General features: G+C 67.2%; 15 protein-coding genes and 1 tRNA gene. 4 read left to right on the top strand and 12 right to left on the bottom strand.

The features are described 5' to 3' along the window. The first annotated feature begins 85 nt into the window (after positions 1 to 85). The 3 genes from C1O66_RS07690 to C1O66_RS07680 all read left to right on the top strand — a co-directional run bounded on the left by C1O66_RS07690 (position 86) and on the right by C1O66_RS07680 (position 3,623). Positions 86 to 538, top strand: coding sequence for a BlaI/MecI/CopY family transcriptional regulator (locus tag C1O66_RS07690; RefSeq protein WP_102767340.1), 453 nt, complete (start codon positions 86 to 88; stop codon positions 536 to 538). Positions 539 to 570: 32 nt separating this feature from the next. Further along, the gene (locus C1O66_RS07685) at positions 571 to 2,106 is read left to right on the top strand and encodes a M56 family metallopeptidase (RefSeq protein ID WP_102767339.1); all 1,536 of its coding nucleotides are present in this window, start codon (positions 571 to 573) and stop codon (positions 2,104 to 2,106) included. A 290-nt stretch (positions 2,107 to 2,396) separates the two neighbouring features. Beyond that, positions 2,397 to 3,623 (top strand): serine hydrolase domain-containing protein, encoded by a 1,227-nt coding sequence (locus tag C1O66_RS07680; protein ID WP_102767338.1) that lies wholly within the window; start codon positions 2,397 to 2,399, stop codon positions 3,621 to 3,623. An 82-nt stretch (positions 3,624 to 3,705) separates the two neighbouring features. On the opposite strand, the gene C1O66_RS07675 is transcribed toward C1O66_RS07680, so the two are convergent. The 12 genes from C1O66_RS07675 to prfB form a co-directional block, all read right to left on the bottom strand. Then, positions 3,706 to 4,047 (bottom strand): YciI family protein, encoded by a 342-nt coding sequence (locus C1O66_RS07675; protein ID WP_102767337.1) that lies wholly within the window; start codon positions 4,045 to 4,047, stop codon positions 3,706 to 3,708. Between the two features lie 20 nt (positions 4,048 to 4,067). Next, a complete protein-coding gene (locus C1O66_RS07670) occupies positions 4,068 to 5,615 on the bottom strand; it encodes a tryptophan halogenase family protein (RefSeq protein ID WP_102767336.1) in 1,548 nt (515 codons plus the stop codon). After that, positions 5,612 to 7,219 (bottom strand): ATP-binding protein, encoded by a 1,608-nt coding sequence (locus C1O66_RS07665; protein ID WP_102767335.1) that lies wholly within the window; start codon positions 7,217 to 7,219, stop codon positions 5,612 to 5,614. The genes C1O66_RS07670 and C1O66_RS07665 overlap by 4 nt, the downstream gene beginning before the upstream one ends. After that, positions 7,209 to 7,925 (bottom strand): response regulator, encoded by a 717-nt coding sequence (locus C1O66_RS07660; protein WP_102767334.1) that lies wholly within the window; start codon positions 7,923 to 7,925, stop codon positions 7,209 to 7,211. Before C1O66_RS07660 ends, C1O66_RS07665 begins: the two co-directional genes overlap by 11 nt. Further along, entirely contained in the window at positions 7,922 to 9,292 is a 1,371-nt protein-coding gene (locus C1O66_RS07655) for an ABC transporter substrate-binding protein (protein WP_165794525.1), read from the bottom strand. Before C1O66_RS07655 ends, C1O66_RS07660 begins: the two co-directional genes overlap by 4 nt. 640 nt (positions 9,293 to 9,932) lie before the next feature. Further along, positions 9,933 to 10,256: a hypothetical protein gene (locus tag C1O66_RS07650; RefSeq protein ID WP_102767332.1), complete on the bottom strand. Its 324-nt coding sequence runs from the start codon at positions 10,254 to 10,256 to the stop codon at positions 9,933 to 9,935. 232 nt (positions 10,257 to 10,488) lie between these two features. Further along, positions 10,489 to 14,763 (bottom strand): PAS domain-containing hybrid sensor histidine kinase/response regulator, encoded by a 4,275-nt coding sequence (locus tag C1O66_RS07645; protein ID WP_102767331.1) that lies wholly within the window; start codon positions 14,761 to 14,763, stop codon positions 10,489 to 10,491. Positions 14,764 to 14,811: 48 nt separating this feature from the next. Next, complete coding sequence (locus tag C1O66_RS07640) at positions 14,812 to 15,177, bottom strand: VanZ family protein (protein WP_243392735.1); 366 nt, start codon at positions 15,175 to 15,177, stop codon at positions 14,812 to 14,814. A 304-nt stretch (positions 15,178 to 15,481) separates the two neighbouring features. Continuing rightward, positions 15,482 to 15,557, bottom strand: a tRNA-Thr gene (locus C1O66_RS07635). A 25-nt stretch (positions 15,558 to 15,582) separates the two neighbouring features. Beyond that, the gene (locus C1O66_RS07630) at positions 15,583 to 16,596 is read right to left on the bottom strand and encodes a class 1 fructose-bisphosphatase (RefSeq protein WP_102767330.1); all 1,014 of its coding nucleotides are present in this window, start codon (positions 16,594 to 16,596) and stop codon (positions 15,583 to 15,585) included. Positions 16,597 to 16,686: 90 nt separating this feature from the next. After that, the gene (gene pepN, locus C1O66_RS07625; RefSeq protein ID WP_102769528.1) at positions 16,687 to 19,383 is read right to left on the bottom strand and encodes an aminopeptidase N; all 2,697 of its coding nucleotides are present in this window, start codon (positions 19,381 to 19,383) and stop codon (positions 16,687 to 16,689) included. Positions 19,384 to 19,490: 107 nt separating this feature from the next. Then, a protein-coding gene (gene prfB / locus C1O66_RS07620) for a peptide chain release factor 2 (RefSeq protein WP_102767329.1) occupies positions 19,491 to 20,595 on the bottom strand; the annotation gives its coding sequence in 2 pieces (ribosomal slippage) (positions 19,491 to 20,513 and positions 20,515 to 20,595; 1,104 coding nt in all). Positions 20,596 to 20,807: 212 nt separating this feature from the next. Here prfB and C1O66_RS07615 point away from each other — a divergent pair. Then, positions 20,808 to 21,113, top strand: a complete 306-nt coding sequence (locus tag C1O66_RS07615) for a DUF4212 domain-containing protein (protein ID WP_102767328.1) — start codon at positions 20,808 to 20,810, stop codon at positions 21,111 to 21,113. Positions 21,114 to 21,120: the final 7 nt, after the last annotated feature.

Genomic DNA, 21,120 nt, shown 5'->3' with positions numbered 1-21,120 from the left:
GAGTTGCACTTAAGTACTAAAGAATTAGTTGCAAGGATGACGTCTTTGAGTCAGAATGAAACTAATTAATTAGTAGGAGCGCTTCATGGCCCGCCCCAAGTCCACCGAACTGACCCCCGCAGAGCAGCGCATCATGCAGGTCCTCTGGCGCGGGCGTGCCATGACGGTGCGCGAGATTGCGGCGGAGCTGTCGACTGAGCATGAGCTTGCCTACACCACGGTTCAGACCCTGTGCCGCATCCTGCTGGACAAGGGGCATGTCAGCTGCGAGAAGCAGGGCAAGGCCTTTGTCTACCAGGCGCTCACGGTGCAGCAAGAAGCCCGAAGCCAGGCCTTGCTGGGCTTGTTGAAGAAATTCTTTGGCGGCTCGCCGACCTTGCTGGCCCAGCATCTGCTGAACCAGGAGGCCTTGTCACCTGAGGTGGCCGGTCAGTTGCAGGCCCAGATCGATCGGGCTGCAGCGCAAGCCGCGGCGCAGGATCCCTCTGCAGCCACCGCGGCCCAGCCTCAGCTCCACGTCAAACGCCCCCGCGGCTGAGGTCGCAACACAAGGCGGCGAGGAGGCACGCGATGGATGCCACGGGCTGGGGTCTGTATGTCTTGTTGCACGGCTTGTTGAGCCTGGCGCTGCTGCCCATCTTGGGGTGGAGCCGCCGGCGCCAGGGTTGCGTGTCGCCGGGCGGCATGCTCGGCCTGTGGTGGCTTTGGGCCGGGGCCCTGTTCCTGCTGCCCTTGCTGATGTTGCAGCCTTGGGCCATGGATCGGCAATTGCTGCCCTGGTTTCATGCCAGTGTGCAGCCCTTGGGCGCTACGTCTTCAGCGCTTCCAGGGCCAGAGGCGGTTCTGGACCCCTTGGCCCCGCTCGCGATCAGCTGGCCTTTGAGTTCCGAGCTCCTGGCGAGGCTGGCTCCGCCGACCTGGTTGTGGTGGTTGCTGCCGATGGTGAGTGCCTTCAAGGCCGTGCGGCTGGGGCAAAGCTATCGTCGGACTCGCGCACTGCGCCAGCAGGCCCTGATTTGGAAGGAGGCGCCGGCAGGCTGCCCTGTGCCTGTGGGGGTTCACCCCGGCGTGGACAGCGCCATGCTGGTGGGGCTGCGTCAGCCGGAAATCCTGCTGCCAAGCGCCTACCTCCAGCATCTGAATGCCGCGCAGCTGGCCCTGATCGTGCAGCATGAGCTCTGCCATCAGCAGCAGGGTGATCTGCGCCAGCATGCGCTCCAGCAAGCCTTGAGCTGCTTGTTCTGGTGGAGCCCGGCCTGGCGGATCGCGGCGCAAGAGCTGAGTCGCTGGCGCGAGCTTCGTTGTGATGCCCTGGTCAGCCGCCAGCAGGCGCAGCCGCATCGCTACGCACAAACGCTTCTGGATTGCGCTCTGCTGCAGCAGAAGCAGCCGGGGGATCGGGGACCGGGGCGCGCGCTGGCCCAGCGCTGGTGGCATGCGCCACTGCTTGCCTTGCGCATTGACGCAGTGCTGCGGCAGGAACAGCGCCCGCAGTGGCTGTGGCAGGGCGGGCTGCTGGCGCTGCTGCTCTTGGGCAGCAGCCTGTTTTTGACCCAGCACTTGCAGCTGGCCGACCTGCCGGCTCGCCATGCGCAGGTGAGCGTCAGCGAGCTGGGCCGATTGAGCGTGCTGCTGGAGCGCGTGGCGAGCCAGGATGTGCCGGGAGTGCAATCACTGCTGGCCGAGGGCGCGCCCTTGAATCTGGCCCGGCCTGGCGACGGAACGCCGCTGATGATGGCGGTACGCCGCCAGTCCCTCGCGTTGGTGGAACTGTTGCTCAAGGCCGGTGCCGACGCCAATATCAGCAGCCGGGGCGACGGCAATGCGCTGATCCTGGCTGCTCAGGGTGGCCAGCTGTCCATCGCCCAGCGCCTGCTGGACGCCGGTGCCGATGTCAATGCCGCCGTGCTGGGCGATGAAACGCCTTTGATCCAGGCCGCACGTCGGGGCGACCTGGCCATGGCCCAGTTGCTCCTGGCGCATGGCGCCCTGATCAATCTGCAGGTGCAGACCCCGATGTCCGATGGTCGGGTCTGGCGTTCGGCTCTGAACCAAGCGTCGACGCCTGCCATGCGCGAGCTGCTCTTGCAGCGAGGAGCACGCTGATGCTGCTGCTACCCCGCGTCCGAGGCCCCTGACTCCGGGCTGTGTCGGGCCGTGTCGGGCCGCGCAGGCTTGCGTGGTGCCGCCGACCTTTGCCTTCCCGTCCTGTTCATCACCCTCGCGCTGCTTCGTGAAGGTGCCCATGGTGCCGCCGGCCGCCAGGGAGGTCTGCTGCCCAGTGTTCCGCCTTGGCGCCGCGCCCTTTGTTGTTCTGTCGACCCGGCCGCTTTTTCCTGAGTTCTCAACGTTCTCCTCAGTCTTCTCTTCTCTTCTCTTCAACCCTTAAGGAACCCATGATGCTGAAATTCAAACTCCGAAGCCTGGGCCTGCTGCTCTGTGTCGGCCTCTGTGGCTGCCAGCTGTTCCCTCGGGCGCTGCCTGTTCCTGCCGAGGCACCGCAGCAGTCCGAGGTCTATCAGCCGCAGTTCGCAAAGAGCGCGACCGAGGCCGCCCAAGCGCTCGCGCAAGCGCGCACACAGCAGCGCTGGCCCGCCTTCACGGCGGCGGTGTCCTGGCGAGGCGATCTGGTCTGGGCGGCGGCGAGCGGCTATGCCGATCTGGAGCGCCAGGCGCCGGCCACGATTGAAACCCAGTTTCGCGTCGGCAGCACCTCCAAGGCCGTGACCGCCACCGCCATGGCCCGGGCCGTGACTCGATCCGAGCTGACCATGGACACCCCGATTGGGCAGTACAAGGCCGATCTGCCCAACCCTGCCTGGCAAGCGATGACTCTGCGTCAGCTCATGTCTCATACCGCGGGGATGCCGGCTTATGCCGAGAACACCGACTGGTCAGGCAAGCTGCAGAGCTGGCTCAAGTGGCGGCGCTACACCGATGTGAATGAGGCCCTGGGTTTGTTTGACGACGCCAAACTGCTCTCCGCACCCGGTGAGCGCTTCCACTACAGCTCCTTTGGCACGGTCCTGGCCAGTGCCGTCTTGCAGAGCGCCACCGCTCAGCCCTTTCTGTCGTATCTTCATGCCCAGGTCAGCGAGCCCTTGGGCCTGAGCTCGCTCGCAGCGGCAGAGCAGCCGCATGAACAGCAAGCGCGTTTCTATGAGACCCGCGGCGGCGTGGCGCGCCTGCACCGGCCGGTCGATCTGAGCCAGAAATGGGCCGGAGGCGGCCTGGCGGCCAGTTCGGTGGATCTGGCGAAGCTGGGCGCCGCCTGGTTGCGCCCGTCCTTCATTGCAACGCCGGTTCGGCAGGATTTCTGGACGCCCCAGCGACTGGCCGATGGGCGCGAGAACGAGCAGTCCTACGCCTTGGGTTGGCGCCACTCCAACTTGCAGCACCTGTACTGCGACCGAGCCCATCCGCTCCAATCCGCCGTCAGCTATGTGCATCACGGCGGTGTGTCCGATGGCGCGCAAAGCTTGCTGATCATCTATCCGCAGTGGGACCTGGTCGTGGCCGCCAATATCAACACCCAAACGGCCGACTGGTGCGAGTTCGCCCGCGAGGTCAGTCAGCTGACCAAGCCCTTCCTGCGTCAGCTCGCACCTGATTTGCTGAACTGAAGGCCCGGGGCCGGTCCTGATCTGCTGCCCCGCACGGTGTTTGGCCAAGGCGCCGCTGTCGGGCGAGACGCGGCAAGCGGGCTCAGGACTCCGGGTCGAACATGAAGACCCGCAGCTCCTGCTCGCAGCGGCAGGCGGCGGCCAGGCGCGCCGCCCAGGTCAGTGCGGCCTCACGCGAGGGCAGCTCTAGCACCGCAAAGCCACCGTCCAGCGTCGGGCTCGTGGTGCCCGCGCCTTCTCGAACCGAGCCATCGCCCGCCACCCGCAGCGGCGCCACGGCCGCGTCAATCCCACCTGCGAACACATACACCCCCGCTGCCTTGGCCTCACGAATCACGGCATGGGCGGCCTCGGCCACCGCCGGCAACTCCTCGGCGGGCACGACCATGGCTGCGGCAGGGAAGGAGATCAGGTACTTGCTCATGGGGCGCTTTCCTTGCGTGGTCAGGCGCTGGTGGCCAGCCGCCGCAAAGCTTCGCGGTGCGGCAGGAAGTGTTTTCGGGCCTGATCCATCAGGGCGGCTCGCGCCTGCAGGCCGCTGAGTGCCATGGCCTGCGAGGGCGCCGCCCTGTGGCCAGGCGCGTTCGCCGGGAAGCGGCCCATGCCTGCCAGCAGGCAGTACCACGAGGGCCGCTGGTACATCAGCGCGGCTTCATGCCGGCCCAGGGCCGCGTCGAAGTCGGCGCCGGCGTCCCAGCTGGCCAGCAGCTCCGCCAGGCGATCCGAGCCCGGCTTCATCGCGCGGTTGGCGCGCCAGTACTCGGTGTCCTCGCGGGTGTTGAGCAGGTAGTGGGTTTGCACGTAGTCGCACACACCGTCGAACATGCGGTTGATCTCGGCGTTGTAGCGCTCACGCAAGGTCGCCGGGTCGTCGCCACCGGTTTGCAGCGCTTCGATCAAGTGCTGCACCGAGAACTGGATCAGCATCAGCGCGGTCGCTTCCAGCGGCTCGATGAAACCCTGGGACAGGCCGATGGCCACGCAGTTGTGTCGCCAGTGACGCGCCACGCGACCCACGCGCATCTTCAGGCGCCGGGCACTGGCGCCCTCGGCCGCCGGGCCGAGGTGGGCGCGCAGCGCGGCTTCTGCCGCGTCATCGCTGATGAACTGAGAGCTGTAGACATAGCCGTTGCCGTGGCGATGCGTCAGCGGAATCTGCCAGGCCCAGCCGTGGCCCAGGGCGGTGGAGGTGGTTTCTGACGCAATGTCCCGATCCGGCTCCAGCGGGGTGGGGATGGCGATGGCGCGGTCGTTGAAGAGCCGGTCGCCCCAGGGGATGAAGGGCTCGCCCAGGGTTTCGTTGATCAGCAGCCCGCGAAAGCCGCTGCAGTCGATGAAGAAATCGCCCTCCAGGCGCTGGCCGCTGCTCTGCAGGCGCAGGGCGGTGATGTCGCCGCTCTCGGCGTGGCGTTCCACCGCCGCCACAGTGTCCACGCAGTGCTGCAGGCCCAGCTGCTCCTGCGCATGGCGCTTCAGGAAGCTGCCCAGCAGGCCCGAGTCGAAGTGGTAGGCGTAGTCGGTGGCCGGGTGCTGCGCCGGATGGACGTAGTGGGGCGCGCGGCGCTGACGCGCCAGTTCAGCGGCAAGAAAGAAATCTGCCGGGTTGGCATCCACATCCTCGCCGCACCGGCGCTGATTCGCTTGCTGGATGAAGGCCTGGCCCAGCGGACGGTCGGCCTCGTTGAAGAAGGGGTGGACGTAGCTTTCGTAGCCCGGATGCGTGGACCAGCCGGGAAAGCGGATGCCGGCCTTGTAAGTGGCGTGGCAGGCCGGCATCCAGTCGCGCTCCTCCAGGCCGAGCTGGCGGAAGAAATCGCGCAAATAGGGCGTGGAGCCTTCGCCCACGCCGATGATGCCGATGTCGCTGGACTCGACCAAGGTGTAGCGGCAGGCCGGCCCCAGCTGGCGCGCCAGGAGGCAGGCGCTCATCCAGCCGGCCGTGCCGCCGCCGACGATGACGAAGTGGGGGGAGGCGGGGGGCGCGGAAGTCATGAAGCAGAGGATGCGGAAGAAGTAGCTGCCGCCGAATCGGCGCTGTCAGGCGGAGTCGCCAGCTCCGGCGGCGCCGCAGCGGCATGGCCGGGCAGGGCCAGCCTCACCTCAAAGCCGCCCTGCGGATGGTTGCGAAAGCGCAGGCTGCCGCCGTGGTCGGCCACGATGTCGCGCACGATGGACAGGCCCAGGCCCAGGCCTTCGCCGCGCAGCTTGGAGCCATGGTCCAGCCGGGTGTAGGGCTGGCCCAGCTTGGCCAGGGCGCTCTCGGGCACACCGGGGCCGTGGTCGCGCACGGTCAGCAAGACCTGACCCTCTTCTGCGCTGCCGGGCTCGCCCGAGGCCATCTCCAGCTCGGTGCGGTGCTGCTGGGCGCCGGCGCCGTAGAACATGGCGTTGTCCAGCAGATTGCCGAGTGCGCGCTTGAGGGCCAGCGGCTTGCCGAACACCGTCAGGGGCAGCTCTTTCAGCTCGATCTGCTGGCCGGTCATGCGGGCGTCGCGCACCATTTTCTGCAGCACCAGGTCGATGCGCACGGGCGCGCGGTTTTCGTGGATGTCGGTGTCCTTGACGATCTGCAGGGCGGTCTTGACCATCATGTCCAGCTCGTCCAGATCCTCGTGGAACTCGTCCTGCACGGCGGGGTCGTCCAGGAGCTCGCTGCGCAGGCGCAAGCGGGTGATGGGTGTGCGCAGATCGTGCGAGATGGAGGCGAACAGACGCTCGCGGTCGCTGAGGTAGCGGCGGATGCGTTCCTGCATGTCGTTGAAGGCCTGGATGGCGCGCCGCACCTCCGAGGTGCCGCTCAGGCGCAGCGGCTGCGGCGTGGTGCGGTGGCCCACCAGGGCGGCGGCCCGGCTCAGGCCGCGCAGCGGGCGGGTCAGCGCGCGTGCGGCGATCACGGTCAGGATCAGGGCTAGGCACAGGGTCAGCAGCTGCGGGGCCAGGCGTTGCCAGGTGAAAAAGTCCAGCTGCTCCAGAAAGTAGGGGTCGGGCATGGCGCTGGTCAGGTAGAGCCACTGGCCCGGTTCCGTCTCCACCTGGATCACCAAGAACGGCGCCGGTCGTTCACTGGCCAGCAGCGAGGGGTCGACCCAGCTGTCGGGCAGGTCGGCCAGCAAGGCGCCGCTGGGCGCCACCTTGAGCCCTTGCGGTGAAGCCAGGGCGACCCGGATGGGCGTGCCGGGTGCCAGCTGGGCGCCGATTTCCTGGCGCACGATGGCTTCCACCGAGCGCGCCAATGGCAGATCGGGCAGGGCCCGGGTCGGCACCTCGCCCTTGTTGAGAAAGACCAGAAAGCGCGTGCCGCCCATGGTGCGCAGCTGCTCGATCACCAGCGGCCGGTAGGGCGCCGGCAGCTCGCGCAGGGCGCGCAGCGCGCCCAGCACGCCGCTGGCCACATGGTGGGCGGCCAGCTCGGCCTGGCGGCGCGTGCGCAGCTCGACCTGGCGGTACCAGAGCAGATTGACCAGCAGCTGCACGATCACCAGGCCGGCCAGCATGGCCAGGGTGAAGCGGCCCTGCAGGCTGTCGAACCAGAAGCCCTGGCTGCGCCGCGGCCAGCTCTGGGTTTCTCCGCTCAGGCCCTGGGCCTCAAAGCGCATGCGAGGCGCTGACGGTGGTGGCAAAGACATAACCGGAACCCCGCACGGTCTTGATCAGGGCCGGCTGTTTGCCGTCGTCATGCAGGCGCTGGCGCAGGCGGCTGACCTGCACATCGAGCGAGCGGTCCAGGGGGCCGAGGTCGCGGCCGCGCGTCACCTCGGCCAGGCGGCTGCGGTCCAGCACCTCGCCGGGGTGCTCCACCAGCAGCTTGAGCAGCTGGAAGTCCATGCCCGAGAGGGCCGAGGCCGCGCCTTCGGGGTCGATCAGGCTGCGCTCCAGCACATCGAGGGTGAAGCCGTTGAAGCGGAAGTAACGCGGCGTCTGGCTGCGCTCCTGGCCGCTGCGGCGGTGGATGGCCTTGATGCGGGCCAGCAGCTCGCGCGGGTTGAAGGGCTTGCCGATGTAGTCGTCGGCGCCCAGCTCCAGGCCGACGATGCGGTCGGTTTCCTCGGCGCTGGCGGTCAGCATGATGACGGGCACATCGGAGCGGCGGCGCACCGCCTGGCACAGGGCAAAGCCCTCGGTGTCGGGCAGCATGACGTCGAGAATGCACAGGCTGATTTCGTCACGGAAGCGCTCGAATTCGGCCATGAAGCTGGCGCCGTCGTGGGCCAGGCGCACCTCGTACTGGTTCTTCTCGAGGTAGGTCTTGAGCAGGGTGCGGATCTTCTGGTCGTCGTCGACGAGCAGGATGGTGCGGGTCATGGCAAAGCTTTCGGGGGGCGCGGGCCGAGCGCGCGCAGCAGGGCCTGCAGGCGGCGCTGCGCAGCGGCGGGGGTCTGGTTGGGGTCGAGGGCAAAGCGGTGCACGGTCTCGATGAAGGCGTTCTTGCCGACCTCATCAAACGCCATGCGGTGCACCAGGCTGGGCACGCGCGGCGTGCCAGGGTTGGCGAACAGACGGTAGGAGCGCTGGGCGCAGACATCGAGCTCGTCCACCGGCACATCGCGGCGCACCGGCACCGAGCCCTTGATGCGGTTGTAGCTGATCTGCAGCGTGGCATTGCCCAGCAGCTCGGCCATGCGCTCCTGCGCCGCCTGCTTGGCGTTGTCGCCGGCCAGCATGGCCAGGGTGTCGATGCTGAAGAGATGGGCTTGCGCCGTGCCGGGCACGGCCTTGCATTCGAAATCGCGCCCGCCTTCCTGGCCGAGCGCGCCCAGCTCGCCGCGCACCCAGTCGCCACTGATCAGCATGGCCGTGCGGCCGGCGGCAAAGTCGGCGACCAGCTCGGTCCAGCGGCGCTCGCCGGGGTTGGCGTTGCCGGGCTGGCTGCCGCTGCCCCCGGTGGCGTTCACCGGTGCGGCCAGATTGCGCCATTCACGCAGGCGTTTGAAGCTGCGCTCCAGGGCCGGGTCGTCAAAGGCCTGGAGGTCGCGCTGCACCACCATGCGTTGGTAGAGCGCCGGGCCCGCCTCGCCCAGCAGCATGGCTTCGAACACCGTGGCCACCTGCCAGGGCTCGTCGCTGAAACCCACGGGCGTGATGCCGGCGGCGCGCAGGGCGCTGGCCGCCCGCATCACGCCGGCCCAGTCGCTGGGCGGCTCGATCTTGAGCTGGCGGAACAGGGCCAGGTTGAGGTAGAGGTTGTTGATGCGATGGATGCCCAGGGGCGCGGCCACCACATGGTCGCGCACATTGAGCTGGCTCATCACCTGGGGGAAAAGGGTGCCGCGCCAGTCGCGCCGCTGCGCCACACCGTCCAGGCGCAGCAGCAGGCCCAGCTCGGCCCATTCGCGCAAGGCCTGGCCGTTGAGTTGGGCCACCTGCGGCGCCTGGCCGCGCAGGGTGCGCTCGTTCAGCACCTTGATGGCACCGCCGCCGCCGCCGCCTGCCACGGCGCCGTCGATCCAGCGCAGGCCTTGCTCGGCCATGCGAGCGGCCACATGGTCGGCTGCGGCGCGCTCGCCGGCTGAGGTCCACCAGTGCAGCACATTGAGCTCCTGGTTGAGCGCTGCATTGCTGCTGTTGCCGGCGCTGCCGCTGCTCGTGCCTGTGCTGCTGGATGCCGCGGGCGGCGCCGCCGGCACCGACACCGGCTGCAGCAGGGCGAGTGAGGTGACCAGTGCAAGCATGGCCGGCATCTTGCCTCGCAGGGGCAGGCGCGGGGCCAAGGATTTGTTGGACTTCGGTGAGCTTGTGTAAGGCACGGGCGGACAGCGCGGAGAGGCTTGTGACAATTGTTCAGACCCGCGGCGCACTTGGCGATTGGGGCTTTCGCGGCATCGGCCGCAGAGCGCCCGTGTTCCGGGGCTTGTGGCCACGTTAAATAACGTAACACGCGAAATCGGCGCCACGATGTCGGCCCGCACGCTGCTGCTCGATGACACCGGGGCGAGCGCATGTTTCTGCCCTGTTGCAGACGGTTCAGGGCCGATGCCGGCGGGGAATTGCGTTACATGGCCTGCGGCCCTATCGTCGGGCCTGTGCCCTGGGGCAGGGTGGCTGCTGACGCAGCGCCGCCGCGCCCCATGCGGCGACAAGGCGTGCAGCGCGCATGCCAGGACCCGGGCCAGGGTGTGTTGGATGAGTTGTGCCGAGCCCGTGCTTCACAGGACTGCTCCTTGCCTGCGAGCGCCTCCCCCGCCAATGCGGAGGTGCTCGCAGGATCTTCTTTTCCTGGCCGCGCAGTGCTGGATTGGGCGGGGTTGCCCTCGGTGCTCGCCCAGCGAGGCAGCCGGGCCATCACGGCCCGGGCCGCGGTCCGCGCAGAGCTTACTGGGCGTGGTCTTGTCCTTCTTCGCCCTCGTCTTCGGGCTCCAGGTACTCGTCTTCGAGCTCGTCGTTGTCCAGCGTGGCGACCTCGGCGTATTGCACGCCGTGCAGCTGGTGGCGGTAGGCCAGGTGGGCGTGGCGGGCGGTGGCTTCATGCTCGCCGTCTTCGGCGGCTGCCGCAGCAGCCAGGTGGTGGTCGGCCGCGGCGGAGAAGTGGCGGGCGGCCAGGCGGTGGTAATCGGCCACGGTTTCGAAATCGTCCTCGTCCAGCAGTTCCTGGGTGACGCCTTCGGGCAGGTCTTGGAGGTCTTGGGCTTGGCTCATGGAAATCGTCTCTTCCTTCGTTCGTGCGCCCGAGTCGGGGCGCGGTGGATGGAGCGTGAATGGCCGCTGGGCTCATGGGCGCTGCCGCCCGGGCCTGGGCTCAGACGGCAACGCAGACCCAGCATCACCGCGGGCCGTGAAGCCTTGGTGACAGTGCGCGCGGTCTGTTTGGGGCGAACGAGGAGCGCGGAGCCGTGGTGGAGGTAAAAAAAGGCGCTGAGGGCGGGCCGCGTCAGGCCGTGTCGGCGAGATAGTCCAGGGCGGCCTGACGGGCAGCGTCGAAGGTCAGACGAAAGTGTTGCAAGGCCTGCGCATAGGGCTGCTCGCCCTCGCTGCACAGCTGTTCCAGGGCCAGCGCGGCTTGGCTCAAGTCCTGCATGCCGAGGTAACCGGCGGGTGCCCCTGTGGCGTGGCCGAGTTGGGCCCAGCCCGCGCGGTCGCCGTCATCCAGGGCGTGCATGCGCACCTGGGTGTCGCTGAGGAAGCGCTGCAGCAGGCCTTGGAACTGGCCTGGCTGGCGGAATGCGGCCCGGCCTCGCTCGGCGTCGAAGGACGGCTTGGCCTCGGTGCCCGGCGGCGAGCTTGCGGGAGTTTCGGCCGGCGTGGCTGCCTCGCTGCTCCGGAGGCCCCCGGGTTCCGCGGCGTCGCCGTCGGCGCTGCGCCCCAGCAGGCGGTTGATGGTGCCGACCAGCTCATCCACATTGAAAGGCTTGGCGACGAAAGCATCCATACCAGCCGCCAGCGCGGCCTGGCGTTGCTGCTGGAAGGCGCCCGCGGTGAGGGCCACCACCTTGAGCCGCTGCAGCTGCGGCGTGGCGCGAATCTTCTCGGTGGCGGCATAACCGTCCATCACCGGCATCTGCACATCCATCAACACCAGGTCGATGGCCTCGCCTTCGCCGAGCAGGCGATTCAATGCATCCAGGCCATCGACGGCCTGCAGCACTTCGGCGCCTTCGCCGCGCAGGATGTCCTGGGCCACATCGCGGTTGATCTCGCTGTCATCGGCCACCAGCAGACGCAGGCCGCGCAGGCGTTGCTCTTGCTGCGCGGGCAACGCCGGGGTACCGAGCAAGGCGCCCCGGCGACTCTTGGCCTCCAGCACCACGTTGTAGAGCGCCGAGGCGGTGACGGGTTTGGTCAGCACCGCATCCACCGCCTGGGCGCCGGGTTCGTCGCGCAGGTGGTCGCGGTCGTAGGCGGTGACCATGACGATGATGGGCGCGTCGGGGCGATCGCTGCCATCGGCGTCCTGATGCTGCTGCTCCCGGATCAGCACGGCTGCCGCCAGGCCATCCACCACTGGCATGCGCCAGTCGAGCAGGATCACGTCGTAGGGCAGCTGGGTGGCACGTTCGTGCACCAGCTTCAGGGCCTGGCCGGCCGAGTCGGCGGCATCGGCATGCCAGCCCAGGCTGGCGGCCGTGCTGCACAGCACCTGGCGAGCGATGGCATGGTCGTCGGCGATCAGAACGCGTTGGTGGACCATGGCGGGCAGTGAATTCTCTGCCGGCTCGCTGAGCTGGAAGGGCAGGCGCACGGTGAAGGTGCTGCCCTGGCCCAGCCGGCTTTGCACGGCGATGCTGCCGCCCATCAGCTCGGCCAACTGGCGGCTGATGGTCAGGCCCAGGCCGGTGCCGCCGAAGCGGCGGGTGGTCGAGCTGTCGGCCTGGCTGAAGGCATGGAAGATGTCGGCCAGCTTGTCTTCGGGGATGCCGATGCCGCTGTCCTGCACGCTGAATTCCAGGGTGATGAAGTCCGGGCCGCGCGGGTCGGGCAGGTCGAGCTTGCGCGCCGCCACCACCACCTCGCCCTTGGGCGTGAACTTGATGGCGTTGCTCGCCAGATTGGTCAGCACCTGGCCCAGGCGCAGCGGGTCGCCCTTGAGGAAGAGTGCGCCGGCCGGCGCCGCACCGACCAGCACCTCGACCGGCTTGTTGCCCACGGCCGTGGCCATCAGCGAGGCCAGCTGGTCCAGCACATCCTCGAGCCGGAAGGGCATGTTCTCGATGTCCAGGCGGTGTGCCTCGATCTTGGAGAAGTCCAGGATGTCGTTGATGATGGTCAGCAGGCTGCTGCCCGACTGCTCGATCTTGCGCACCATCTGAAGCGTGCCGGCTTCCAGGGGCTGGCGTTGCAGCAGGTAGCACATGCCCAGGATGGCGTTCATGGGCGTGCGGATCTCATGGCTCATATTTGCCAGGAATTCGCTCTTGGCCTGGTTGGCCGATTGCGCCTGCTCGCTGCGTTCCAGCAATACCAGGTTGAGTTCCTGCAGGCGCAGCTGGGCCTGCTTGAGGGCGCTGACATCGGTGATGAGCACAAAGAAGCCACGCACCTTGGCGGGCGGGCTGACGCCCTCGGCGTCGGTCTCCGGCTTGGCTGCGAGCTCCAGGTCGGGGATGAAATGGATCCAGGCCTCGCTGTGCCGGCCGTCGGCATGTTCGATACGACGCTCTGTCTGCTGGCTTTCGCCGCGCAGGGCGCCATCGACAAAGGGCTGGAACCAGGCCGAGCGTTCGGGCCCCAGCAGCTCGGCCATGGGCCGACCCTTGAGCTCCGCTTCGCCCAGGCCCAACCAGTTCTTGAAGGCGGCGTTGGCAAAGGCGCAGAGTCGATCAGGCGTGCAGTACAGCATCATCCCTGGAACGATGTCGAGCAGCGAATGCAAAAAGCGCTCGTTCTGCTGCAACTGCTGGCGCTGCTGGGTCAGCTCGGTAATGTCGTTGACGACGACGTAGAAGCCCTGCACCTCACCGTCGACCCAGTCGGGTAGGTACTGGGTCAGCGAGTGGCGCGAGCGACCGTCGAGGCTCCTGATGGTGCGCTCGAAGGTCTGTGCTTGTCCTTGCAGCGCCGCTTCGATATGGCGGCGGTTGGCTTCGAAGAGCTCGGGCCCGAGCAGGGCCTGCAGGCTGCGGCCAGGCAGCTGCAGTGGGTCGATGCCGAACCAGTCGGAATAGGCGTGGTTGGCCACCTGGTTGATCAGCTGCTTGTCCCAGTAGCCAATCATGGAGGGCACGCCGTCCAGCACATTGCGCAGGCGGCGGCGTGCGGTTTCCAGTTCCTGGGTGCGCTCTTGCACCTGGCCCTCCAGGCTGGCGTTGAGCTGCAGGATGCGGGCCTCGGCCTGCTTTTGTTCGGTGATGTCGCGCGCGATCTTGGCCGCACCGATCACCTGGCCTTGAGCATCGTGGATGGGTGACACCGTGACCGAAACATCAACCCGGCTGCCGTCGGCTCGTTGGCGCACGGTGATGAAGTGGGGCACCCGCTCCCCTCTGGCGATGCGGCTCAGGATGTTGTGTTCTTCATCCTGCAACTCTGGCGGAATAATCAGTTCACCCAAGGGGCGGCCCATGGCTTGTTCGGCGCGGTAGCCGAAGATGGCCTCGGCCGCCGGATTCCAGCTGGTCACGCGTCCTTGCAGGTCCTTGCTGACGATGGCATCGCTGGAACCCGCCACGATGGTGGCCATATGCGCGGCATCGGCCGCGGCCTGGCGGCGGCGCTGGCGGTTGCTGGCCAGCGAATGCAGCAACAAGGCCAGCAGGGCCGAGACCCCGGCCATGCTGATGCCCACCCAGGTGGGATTGAGCTGCGGCTGAAGCGCCAGAAAACCGGGCTGGGCACGCACTTCGACCAGCCATTGGCGGCCATAGAGCTGCAAGGGCAGGCGCAAGCTGAGCCCGGCCAGCGCTGGGGCACCGGGCCTGGAATCGAAGAAGGGCAGGGGTTCGGCCTGGTTGTCGGCATCCAGCAATCGCAGGGCGGCGCTGTCCTGACGCAGGTCCAGGCCGTTCAGCATTTCTTCCACCAGCAAGGGCGCGTAGGCCAGGCCCTGCACCTCGGCCTGACGCAGGGCCAGGCTTGCGGGTGTGCTGCCGCTGCGATAGATGGGCAGCATGAAGAGCAGGCCCTGGCCTGGTTTGCCGCTGGCTTGCAGCAAGGTGATGGGGCGAGTCAGGGTCGGCTGACCACTGTTGAGCGCGGCCAGCATGGCTTCGCGTCGCGAGGACTCGGAGGCGATGTCCAGGCCCAGGGCTGCGGCGTTGGGTGCCTCCGGTTCGATGAACTGGATCACCCAGCGCTCATCGCGGTGAGGGCTCAGCGATTGGATGTGGAAGTCGGGTCGGATTTCCTGCTTCAGTCTGCGCAGAAATGCCGCTTCCTGCTGTGGCTGGATGCGGCGGATCAGGCCGAAGCCGCGTGCGCCGGGGAACTCGCGTTCCAGGTCGCGCGAGCGCATGTACTCCCGAAAGCCTTCGCGGCTGAGCTGATCCAGCCCCGCCGCCAGGGCTGCACCGCGGGCGCCGCGCAGGCCGTATTCGTAGCTGCGCATGCGGGCTTGCACCTGCCCCAGGGTTTGCTGGGCCAAATCGGCGAAACGCCTTTCGGTTTGAGCCTCTTGCTGCCGCTGCAAGGCCAGGGTGGTGGCAAAGGCCAGCACGCAGCCTCCCAGCAGCACCGCCAGAGCCCAAGCTCCGGACTTGCTGCCTTGCTTCATGTGCGCTCCCTGCGGTCGGCCCGGGGAGGCGACCGCTTTGGAGCGAGACTAACCCATTTCCCGCGTAGCGGGCGCGCGCTGTGGGCGCCAGAGTACGCGGGCCGCGCGCTGCAGCGCAAAGGCCAGCAGCAGGCCCAGGGCCAGGCCTGCGCTGTCGGCCAGCAGGTCGGCCCACTCGCCGCTGCGCCCGGGCACCTGGCTTTGCAGGATCTCGATCGCGCCGCCGTAGGCCAGCAAGCCGATCCACAGCGCCACCCGGCGCCGCGGCCAGGCCAGCAGGCCGACCGTGCACAGGCCCGCAAACGCGCTGGCATGGTTGAGCTTGTCCCAGCCCAGGGTCGCTTGCTTGGGCGGAGCCGGGCTCAGCGCCAGAAAGGAAATCACCGCGAGCATCAGCAGGAACAGTCCCAGCAAGGCGCGATGGAGCCAGGGCTGTTGCCAAAAATCCGGCTCGCCGAGGGGCGATGCGTGAGAAGCTGAGGCGGTGGCCAGAGGATCAGGTCGTGTCACGATGCGGCGCGAATTCGGTGAAGCCGGGAGTGTCGCCCGACCGCCATTGCATCGTGGCAGCTTTGTGTGACGCGCTGACAGGGCCGGACTGGCTTGCCACGTCGGCGCAGCCGCCTGCGTGTCCTGGCCGGCTGTGCGTGCAATCCCGTTCCAGCCCAGAAACAACAAAGCCCAGCTCTTGCGAACTGGGCTTTGCAGATTTTTTTGATGGTGCCGGAGAGATGAATCGAACACCCGACCTTCTCATTACGAATGAGCTGCTCTACCGACTGAGCTACACCGGCATCAAGCCTTAAATTCTAGCAGGAATTATTGGGCCGAATCAAGATGGTAGGCGGTGACGCGCTCCACCTCGTTCTTGGAGCCCAGCACCACGGCCACGCGTTCGTGCAATTGCGTGGGGGTCAGGTCCATGATGCGCTGGCGGGCGTTGGTGGCGGCGCCGCCGGCCTGCTCGACCAGGAAGGCCATGGGGTTGGCCTCGTACATCAGGCGCAGCTTGCCGGCCTTGTTGGGCTCACGCCGGTCCCAGGGGTACATGAAGACGCCACCGCGGGTCAGGATGCGGTGCACATCGGCCACCATGGAGGCGATCCAGCGCATATTGAAGTTCTTGCCGCGCGGGCCTTCTTCGCCCGCCAGGCATTCGTCGATGTAGCGCTTCACCGGCGCATCCCAGTGGCGCATGTTCGACATATTGATGGCGAACTCCTTGGTGTCCTCGGGGATCTTCACGCCTTCTTGCGTCAGCACAAAGCTGCCTTGCTCGCGGTCCAGGGTGAACATGGCCACGCCGGCGCCGAAGGTCAGCACCAAGGTGGTTTGCGGGCCGTAGACGCAGTAGCCGGCGGCCACTTGCTGCTTGCCCGGCTGCAGGAAGTCGTCTTCCGACACGCCCTTGCTGCCCTCGGCCTTTTTGAGCACCGAGAAGATGGTGCCGATGGAGACGTTGACGTCGATGTTGGATGAGCCATCCAGCGGGTCGAACATCAGCAGGTATTCGCCCTTGGGGAAGCGGTTGGGCACCAGGTAGATGCCTTCCATTTCCTCGGAGGCCATGGCCGCCAGATGGCCGCCCCATTCATTGGCCTCGATCAGCACCTCATTGGCGATGATGTCGAGCTTCTTCTGGATCTCGCCCTGCACGTTCTCGCTGCCGGCCGTGCCCAGCACCTCGCCGAGCGCACCCTTGGTGACGCTGATGGCGATGCGCTTGCAGGCGCGCGCAACCACCTCGATCAGGAGGCGCAGCTCCTGCGGGATGTGGCCGTGCTGGCGCTGTTGTTCGATCAGGTATTGAGTCAGGCTGATGCGACGTGTCATGGTGACGGTCTTTCTCGGGGAAGTAAAAAAACGGGTCAGAACGCGGCAGACGAAGAAAAGGGGCCTCGCGGCCCCTTGTCATCTGCCCGTTCAGGCGGCGGCGTCGGCCGACTTGTCGGACTCCAGCGCGCGGTCGATGACCTCGCGCACATCGCTGGACAGGTCGGGCTTGGCGGCCACGCGGCGGATCGCTTCCAGGGCGGCGCTGCGGTAGGGCTGGGCCAGGGTGGTCCAGCGGTCCATGGCCCGCGCCAGGCGGCTGGCGATCTGCGGGTTGATGGCGTCCAGGGCCAGCACCTGCTCGGCCCAGAACACATAACCCGCTGCATCAGCGCGGTGGAAGGCGGCCGGGTTGAACATGCACAGCGAGGAGATCAGGCTGCGCGCGCGGTTCGGGTTCTTGAGCGTGAAATCCGGGTGCTGGGTCAGCTGCTTGACGCGGGCGAAGCTCTTGCCATCCAGCTCCGGCGTGCGGCCTTGCAGGGCGAACCACTTGTCGATGACCAGGGCGTCGTCCTTGAACAGCTCATGGAAGCGGGCCAGGGCCGGCTCGGCTAGCTCGGCATGGGCGTTGACCAGGGCGCTCAGGGCGCCGAGGCGCTCAGTCATATTGCCGGCGTCCTTGAAGCGCTGGTAGGCGCGGCCGGGCCAGACCGTGTCGCCGCTGCGGGCAGCGTCCAGCACCAGCATGCTCAGGGCCAGATTGGCCAGGGCGCGCTTGCCAGAGGACACCGGATCGGGCGTGTAGCCGCCCTGGATCTGGTTGGCCTCGAAGGCTTCGATCCAGTCCTCACGCAGGGCTTGTGCCAGCTGGCTGCGCGCGGCCTCCACGGCGGCGTGGATGGCTTGCGGGTCCACCACCTCCAGCTGCTCGGCGATATAGCCTTCGCCGGGCAGGGTCAGGGCCAGGTCCTTGAAGGCGGCGTCCAGCTCGGGATGGCGCAGCACGGCGCGCATGGCTTCGATGAAGGCGCTGTCCAGCTGCAGGGCGCTGCCGCTGCGCACGGCCGCCAGGATGCGGTTCAGCGCCAGGCGCTGGCTGGCTTCCCAGCGGTTGAAAGCATCGGCATCGTGCTGCAGCAGCACCAGCAGGTCCGCATCGCTGAGGCCGTCATCCAGCACCACCGGGGCCGAGAAACCGCGCAGCAGCGAGGGCACGGGCTGGCTGGCCAGGTTGGTGAAGACAAAGCTTTGTTCGGCTTCGTCCAGCACGATCACGCGCTCCAGGCCGGCGGCCTGGTCTTCGCCCTGCAACTGCAGAGGCAAGGCCTGACCCTCAGCACTCAGCAAGCCTAGGGCCACCGGGATCACCTGGGGCAGCTTGTGCTCCTGGCCCGGGGTGGCGGGGTTGTGCTGCTTGAGCGTCAGGGTGTAGGTCTGGGCGGCCGCGTCGTACACGCCGCGGGCCTGCACGCGCGGCGTGCCGGCTTGCGAGTACCAGCGCTTGAAGTTGTCCAGGCGTGTGCTCAGGGCCGAGCCGGGGTTGGCGGCGGCGATGGCGGCGGCGAAGTCGTCGCAGGTCACGGCCTGGCCGTCATGGCGCTCGAAGTAGAGCTTCAGGCCCTTCTCGAAACCAGCGCGGCCGACCAGGGTCTGGTACATGCGTACCACTTCCGAACCCTTTTCGTAGACGGTGGGGGTGTAGAAGTTGTTGATCTCGACGAAGGTGTCGGGGCGCACCGGGTGGGCCATGGCGCCCGAGTCCTCGGGGAACTGGCTCGCGCGCAGGGCGCGCACGTCCTGGATGCGGCAGACCGCGCGGGCGCTGGCGCCGCCGGCCATGTCCATGCTGAACTCCTGGTCGCGGAAGACGGTCAAGCCCTCTTTCAGCGAGAGCTGGAACCAGTCGCGGCAGGTGACGCGGTTGCCGGTCCAGTTGTGGAAGTACTCGTGCGCGACGATGGACTCGATGCGGGCGAAGTCAGCGTCCGTTGCGGTGGCCGGCGAGGCCAGCAGGGCGCTGGTGTTGAAGATGTTCAGGCCCTTGTTCTCCATCGCGCCCATATTGAAGTCGGACACGCCGACGACCATGAAGCGCTCCAGATCCAGGGGCAGGCCGAAGCGCGCTTCGTCCCAGACGATGGAGGCGATCAGCGAGTTCATCGCGTGCTCGGTCTTCTCCAGGTCACCGCGGCGCACGAAGACTTGCAGCAGATGGTCCTTGCCTGCACGGGTGCGCACGCGCTGTTCGCGCGCCACCAGATCGCCTGCCACCAGGGCGAAGAGATAGCTGGGCTTGGGGAAGGGGTCGTGCCATTTGGCGAAGTGGCGACCGTTGTCCAGGTCGCCCGAGTCCAGCAGATTTCCGTTGGACAGCAGCACCGGGAACTTGGCCTTGTCGGCGCGCAGCAGCACGGTGTAGATCGCCATCACATCGGGGCGATCCAGGAAGTAGGTGATGCGGCGGAAGCCCTCGGCCTCGCACTGCGTGAAGAAGCTGCCACCCGAGGTGTAGAGGCCGCTGAGTGCGGTGTTCTTGTCGGGCGCGCAGGTGTTGCGGATCTCGAGCGCGAAATCGGCATCGGGCACGTTGTCGATGATCAGCTCGTGGCCTTCCTGGCGGAAGGACACGCTCTCGCCATTGATCAGCACGCGCAGCACATTGAGCTCTTCGCCGTGCAGGCGCAGGGCGCCGTGGGCGACGGCGGCATTGCGCTCCAGCTGCATCTTGGAGGTGACCAGGGTCTTGGCCGGGTCCAGATCGAAAGTCAGGTCGACGGTACGGATCCAGAACGCGGGCGCGCAGTAGTCTTCGCGGCGAATCAGGGTGGCAGTGCCTTCACGCATGGCGGGCATCCTTGGGTGGCAAGAGGTTTGAAGCCCCGCGCGGGTGGCGCGGGGTCAGAGGCAAGGCAGGGAACGGTCAGGGAAAGAGCCGGGCGGGCGTCTGGGTCTCAGACGCCTTGCTTCAGGCTCTCGGTGATGAAGGGATCGAGGTCGCCGTCCAGCACCTTCTGGGTGGCCGAGGTTTCGTAGTTGGTGCGCAGGTCCTTGATGCGGCTTTGGTCCAGCACATAACTGCGAATCTGGTGGCCCCAGCCCACATCGGTCTTGGTGTCTTCCAGCTTCTGCTGTTCTTCCATGCGCTTGCGCATTTCATGGTCGTACAGGCGCGAGCGCAGGCGTTTCCAGGCCACGTCGCGGTTGCTGTGCTGGCTGCGGCCGTCCTGGCACTGGACCACGATGCCGGTGGGGATGTGGGTCAGGCGCACGGCCGAGTCGGTCTTGTTGATGTGCTGGCCGCCGGCGCCGGAGGCGCGGAAGGTGTCGGTGCGCACATCGGCCGGGTTGATGTCGATCTCGATCGAGTCATCGACTTCCGGGTAGACGAACAGCGAGGCAAAGCTGGTGTGGCGGCCACCCGAGCTGTCGAAGGGGCTCTTGCGCACCAGGCGGTGCACACCGGTCTCGGTGCGCAGCAGGCCGAAGGCGTATTCGCCCTCCACCTTGATGGTGGCGCTCTTGATGCCGGCCACATCGCCGTCGGTCTGGTCTTCCAGCGTCGCCTTGAAGCCCTTGCGCTCGGCGTACTTCAGGTACTGGCGCAGCAGCATGCTGGCCCAGTCGCAGGCTTCGGTGCCGCCAGCGCCGGCCTGGATGTCGACAAAGCAGTTCAGCGGATCGGCCGGGTTGTTGAACATGCGGCGGAATTCCATCTGCTCGACGATCTCCGTCAGCTTGGCCGCATCGGCCTCGATGGCTTCCAGGCCCGCGAAATCATCCTCGGCCTTGCTCATCTCGTAGAGCTCGGCGTTGTCGGCCAGATTGCTCTCGAGGTGGTCGACGGTGTTGACCACGTTTTCCAGCGTGCGCTTTTCCTTGCCCAGTTCCTGGGCGCGCTTGGGCTCGTTCCAGACGCTGGGGTTCTCCAGCGCGGCATTGACTTCGTTCAGTCGCAGTGCTTTGCGATCGTAGTCAAAGATACCCCCTTAGCGCGGCAGTCCGCGCTGTCAGGTCGGCCAGGGTGCTACCGATGGTGTTGATGCGTTCGATGTCCATGTTCTTGGTTCCCAAGGAGTGCTTGCGGTGGGATGCGGGCGGTCTGTGGCGCGCCGTGCGGGGCGCCTGTCGGGCCCCACCGCTTGCAGGATGCGGCCAAGCCCGGCTTGCTCGCGCATCCGAACCCGCTATTTTCACATGCCGGCGCGCGCTGGCAGCAAAGCGCTTGCCCCAGGCCGCCCGTCGGGGGAAATGCTGCACACTGCCCAGCCATGAATCTGCATGATTTCGACCGCCCTGCGCCCCTGCCGGGATCGCTGCCGACCGCGCCGCCCAGCGCGCAGCAACTGCGCTACTGGCAGCGCACCCGCCGCCTCACCGGTGTCTTGCTGCTGATCTGGCTGGGCGTGGCTTTCGGGTTGAGCTACTTTGCCCGCGAACTGAGCTTCGATTTCTTTGGCTGGCCCTTCAGCTTCTGGGTGGCCGCCCAAGGGGCGCTGCTGGTGTTCTGCCTGATCGTGGCCGTGTATGCCTGGGCCATGCACCGGCTGGACCAGCTCCATGCCGGGCCGGGCTGATCGGCCC

It is taken from the genome of Paucibacter aquatile, from assembly GCF_002885975.1.
In the GTDB taxonomy this organism is placed as follows: domain Bacteria; phylum Pseudomonadota; class Gammaproteobacteria; order Burkholderiales; family Burkholderiaceae_C; genus Paucibacter_A; species Paucibacter_A aquatilis.
This window is presented reverse-complemented; position numbering and strand designations above follow the sequence as displayed.

Excerpts from the sequence above, each read along its gene's own strand:
- C1O66_RS07690 (WP_102767340.1), top strand. The coding sequence starts at position 86 with ATGGCCCGCCCCAAGTCCACCGAACTGACCCCCGCAGAGCAGCGCATC.
- C1O66_RS07685 (WP_102767339.1), top strand. The coding sequence starts at position 571 with ATGGATGCCACGGGCTGGGGTCTGTATGTCTTGTTGCACGGCTTGTTG.
- C1O66_RS07680 (WP_102767338.1), top strand. The coding sequence starts at position 2,397 with ATGATGCTGAAATTCAAACTCCGAAGCCTGGGCCTGCTGCTCTGTGTC.
- C1O66_RS07675 (WP_102767337.1), bottom strand. The coding sequence starts at position 4,047 with ATGAGCAAGTACCTGATCTCCTTCCCTGCCGCAGCCATGGTCGTGCCC.
- C1O66_RS07670 (WP_102767336.1), bottom strand. The coding sequence starts at position 5,615 with ATGACTTCCGCGCCCCCCGCCTCCCCCCACTTCGTCATCGTCGGCGGC.
- C1O66_RS07665 (WP_102767335.1), bottom strand. The coding sequence starts at position 7,219 with ATGCGCTTTGAGGCCCAGGGCCTGAGCGGAGAAACCCAGAGCTGGCCG.
- C1O66_RS07660 (WP_102767334.1), bottom strand. The coding sequence starts at position 7,925 with ATGACCCGCACCATCCTGCTCGTCGACGACGACCAGAAGATCCGCACC.
- C1O66_RS07655 (WP_165794525.1), bottom strand. The coding sequence starts at position 9,292 with ATGCTTGCACTGGTCACCTCACTCGCCCTGCTGCAGCCGGTGTCGGTG.
- C1O66_RS07650 (WP_102767332.1), bottom strand. The coding sequence starts at position 10,256 with ATGAGCCAAGCCCAAGACCTCCAAGACCTGCCCGAAGGCGTCACCCAG.
- C1O66_RS07645 (WP_102767331.1), bottom strand. The coding sequence starts at position 14,763 with ATGAAGCAAGGCAGCAAGTCCGGAGCTTGGGCTCTGGCGGTGCTGCTG.
- C1O66_RS07630 (WP_102767330.1), bottom strand. The coding sequence starts at position 16,596 with ATGACACGTCGCATCAGCCTGACTCAATACCTGATCGAACAACAGCGC.
- pepN (WP_102769528.1), bottom strand. The coding sequence starts at position 19,383 with ATGCGTGAAGGCACTGCCACCCTGATTCGCCGCGAAGACTACTGCGCG.
- C1O66_RS07615 (WP_102767328.1), top strand. The coding sequence starts at position 20,808 with ATGAATCTGCATGATTTCGACCGCCCTGCGCCCCTGCCGGGATCGCTG.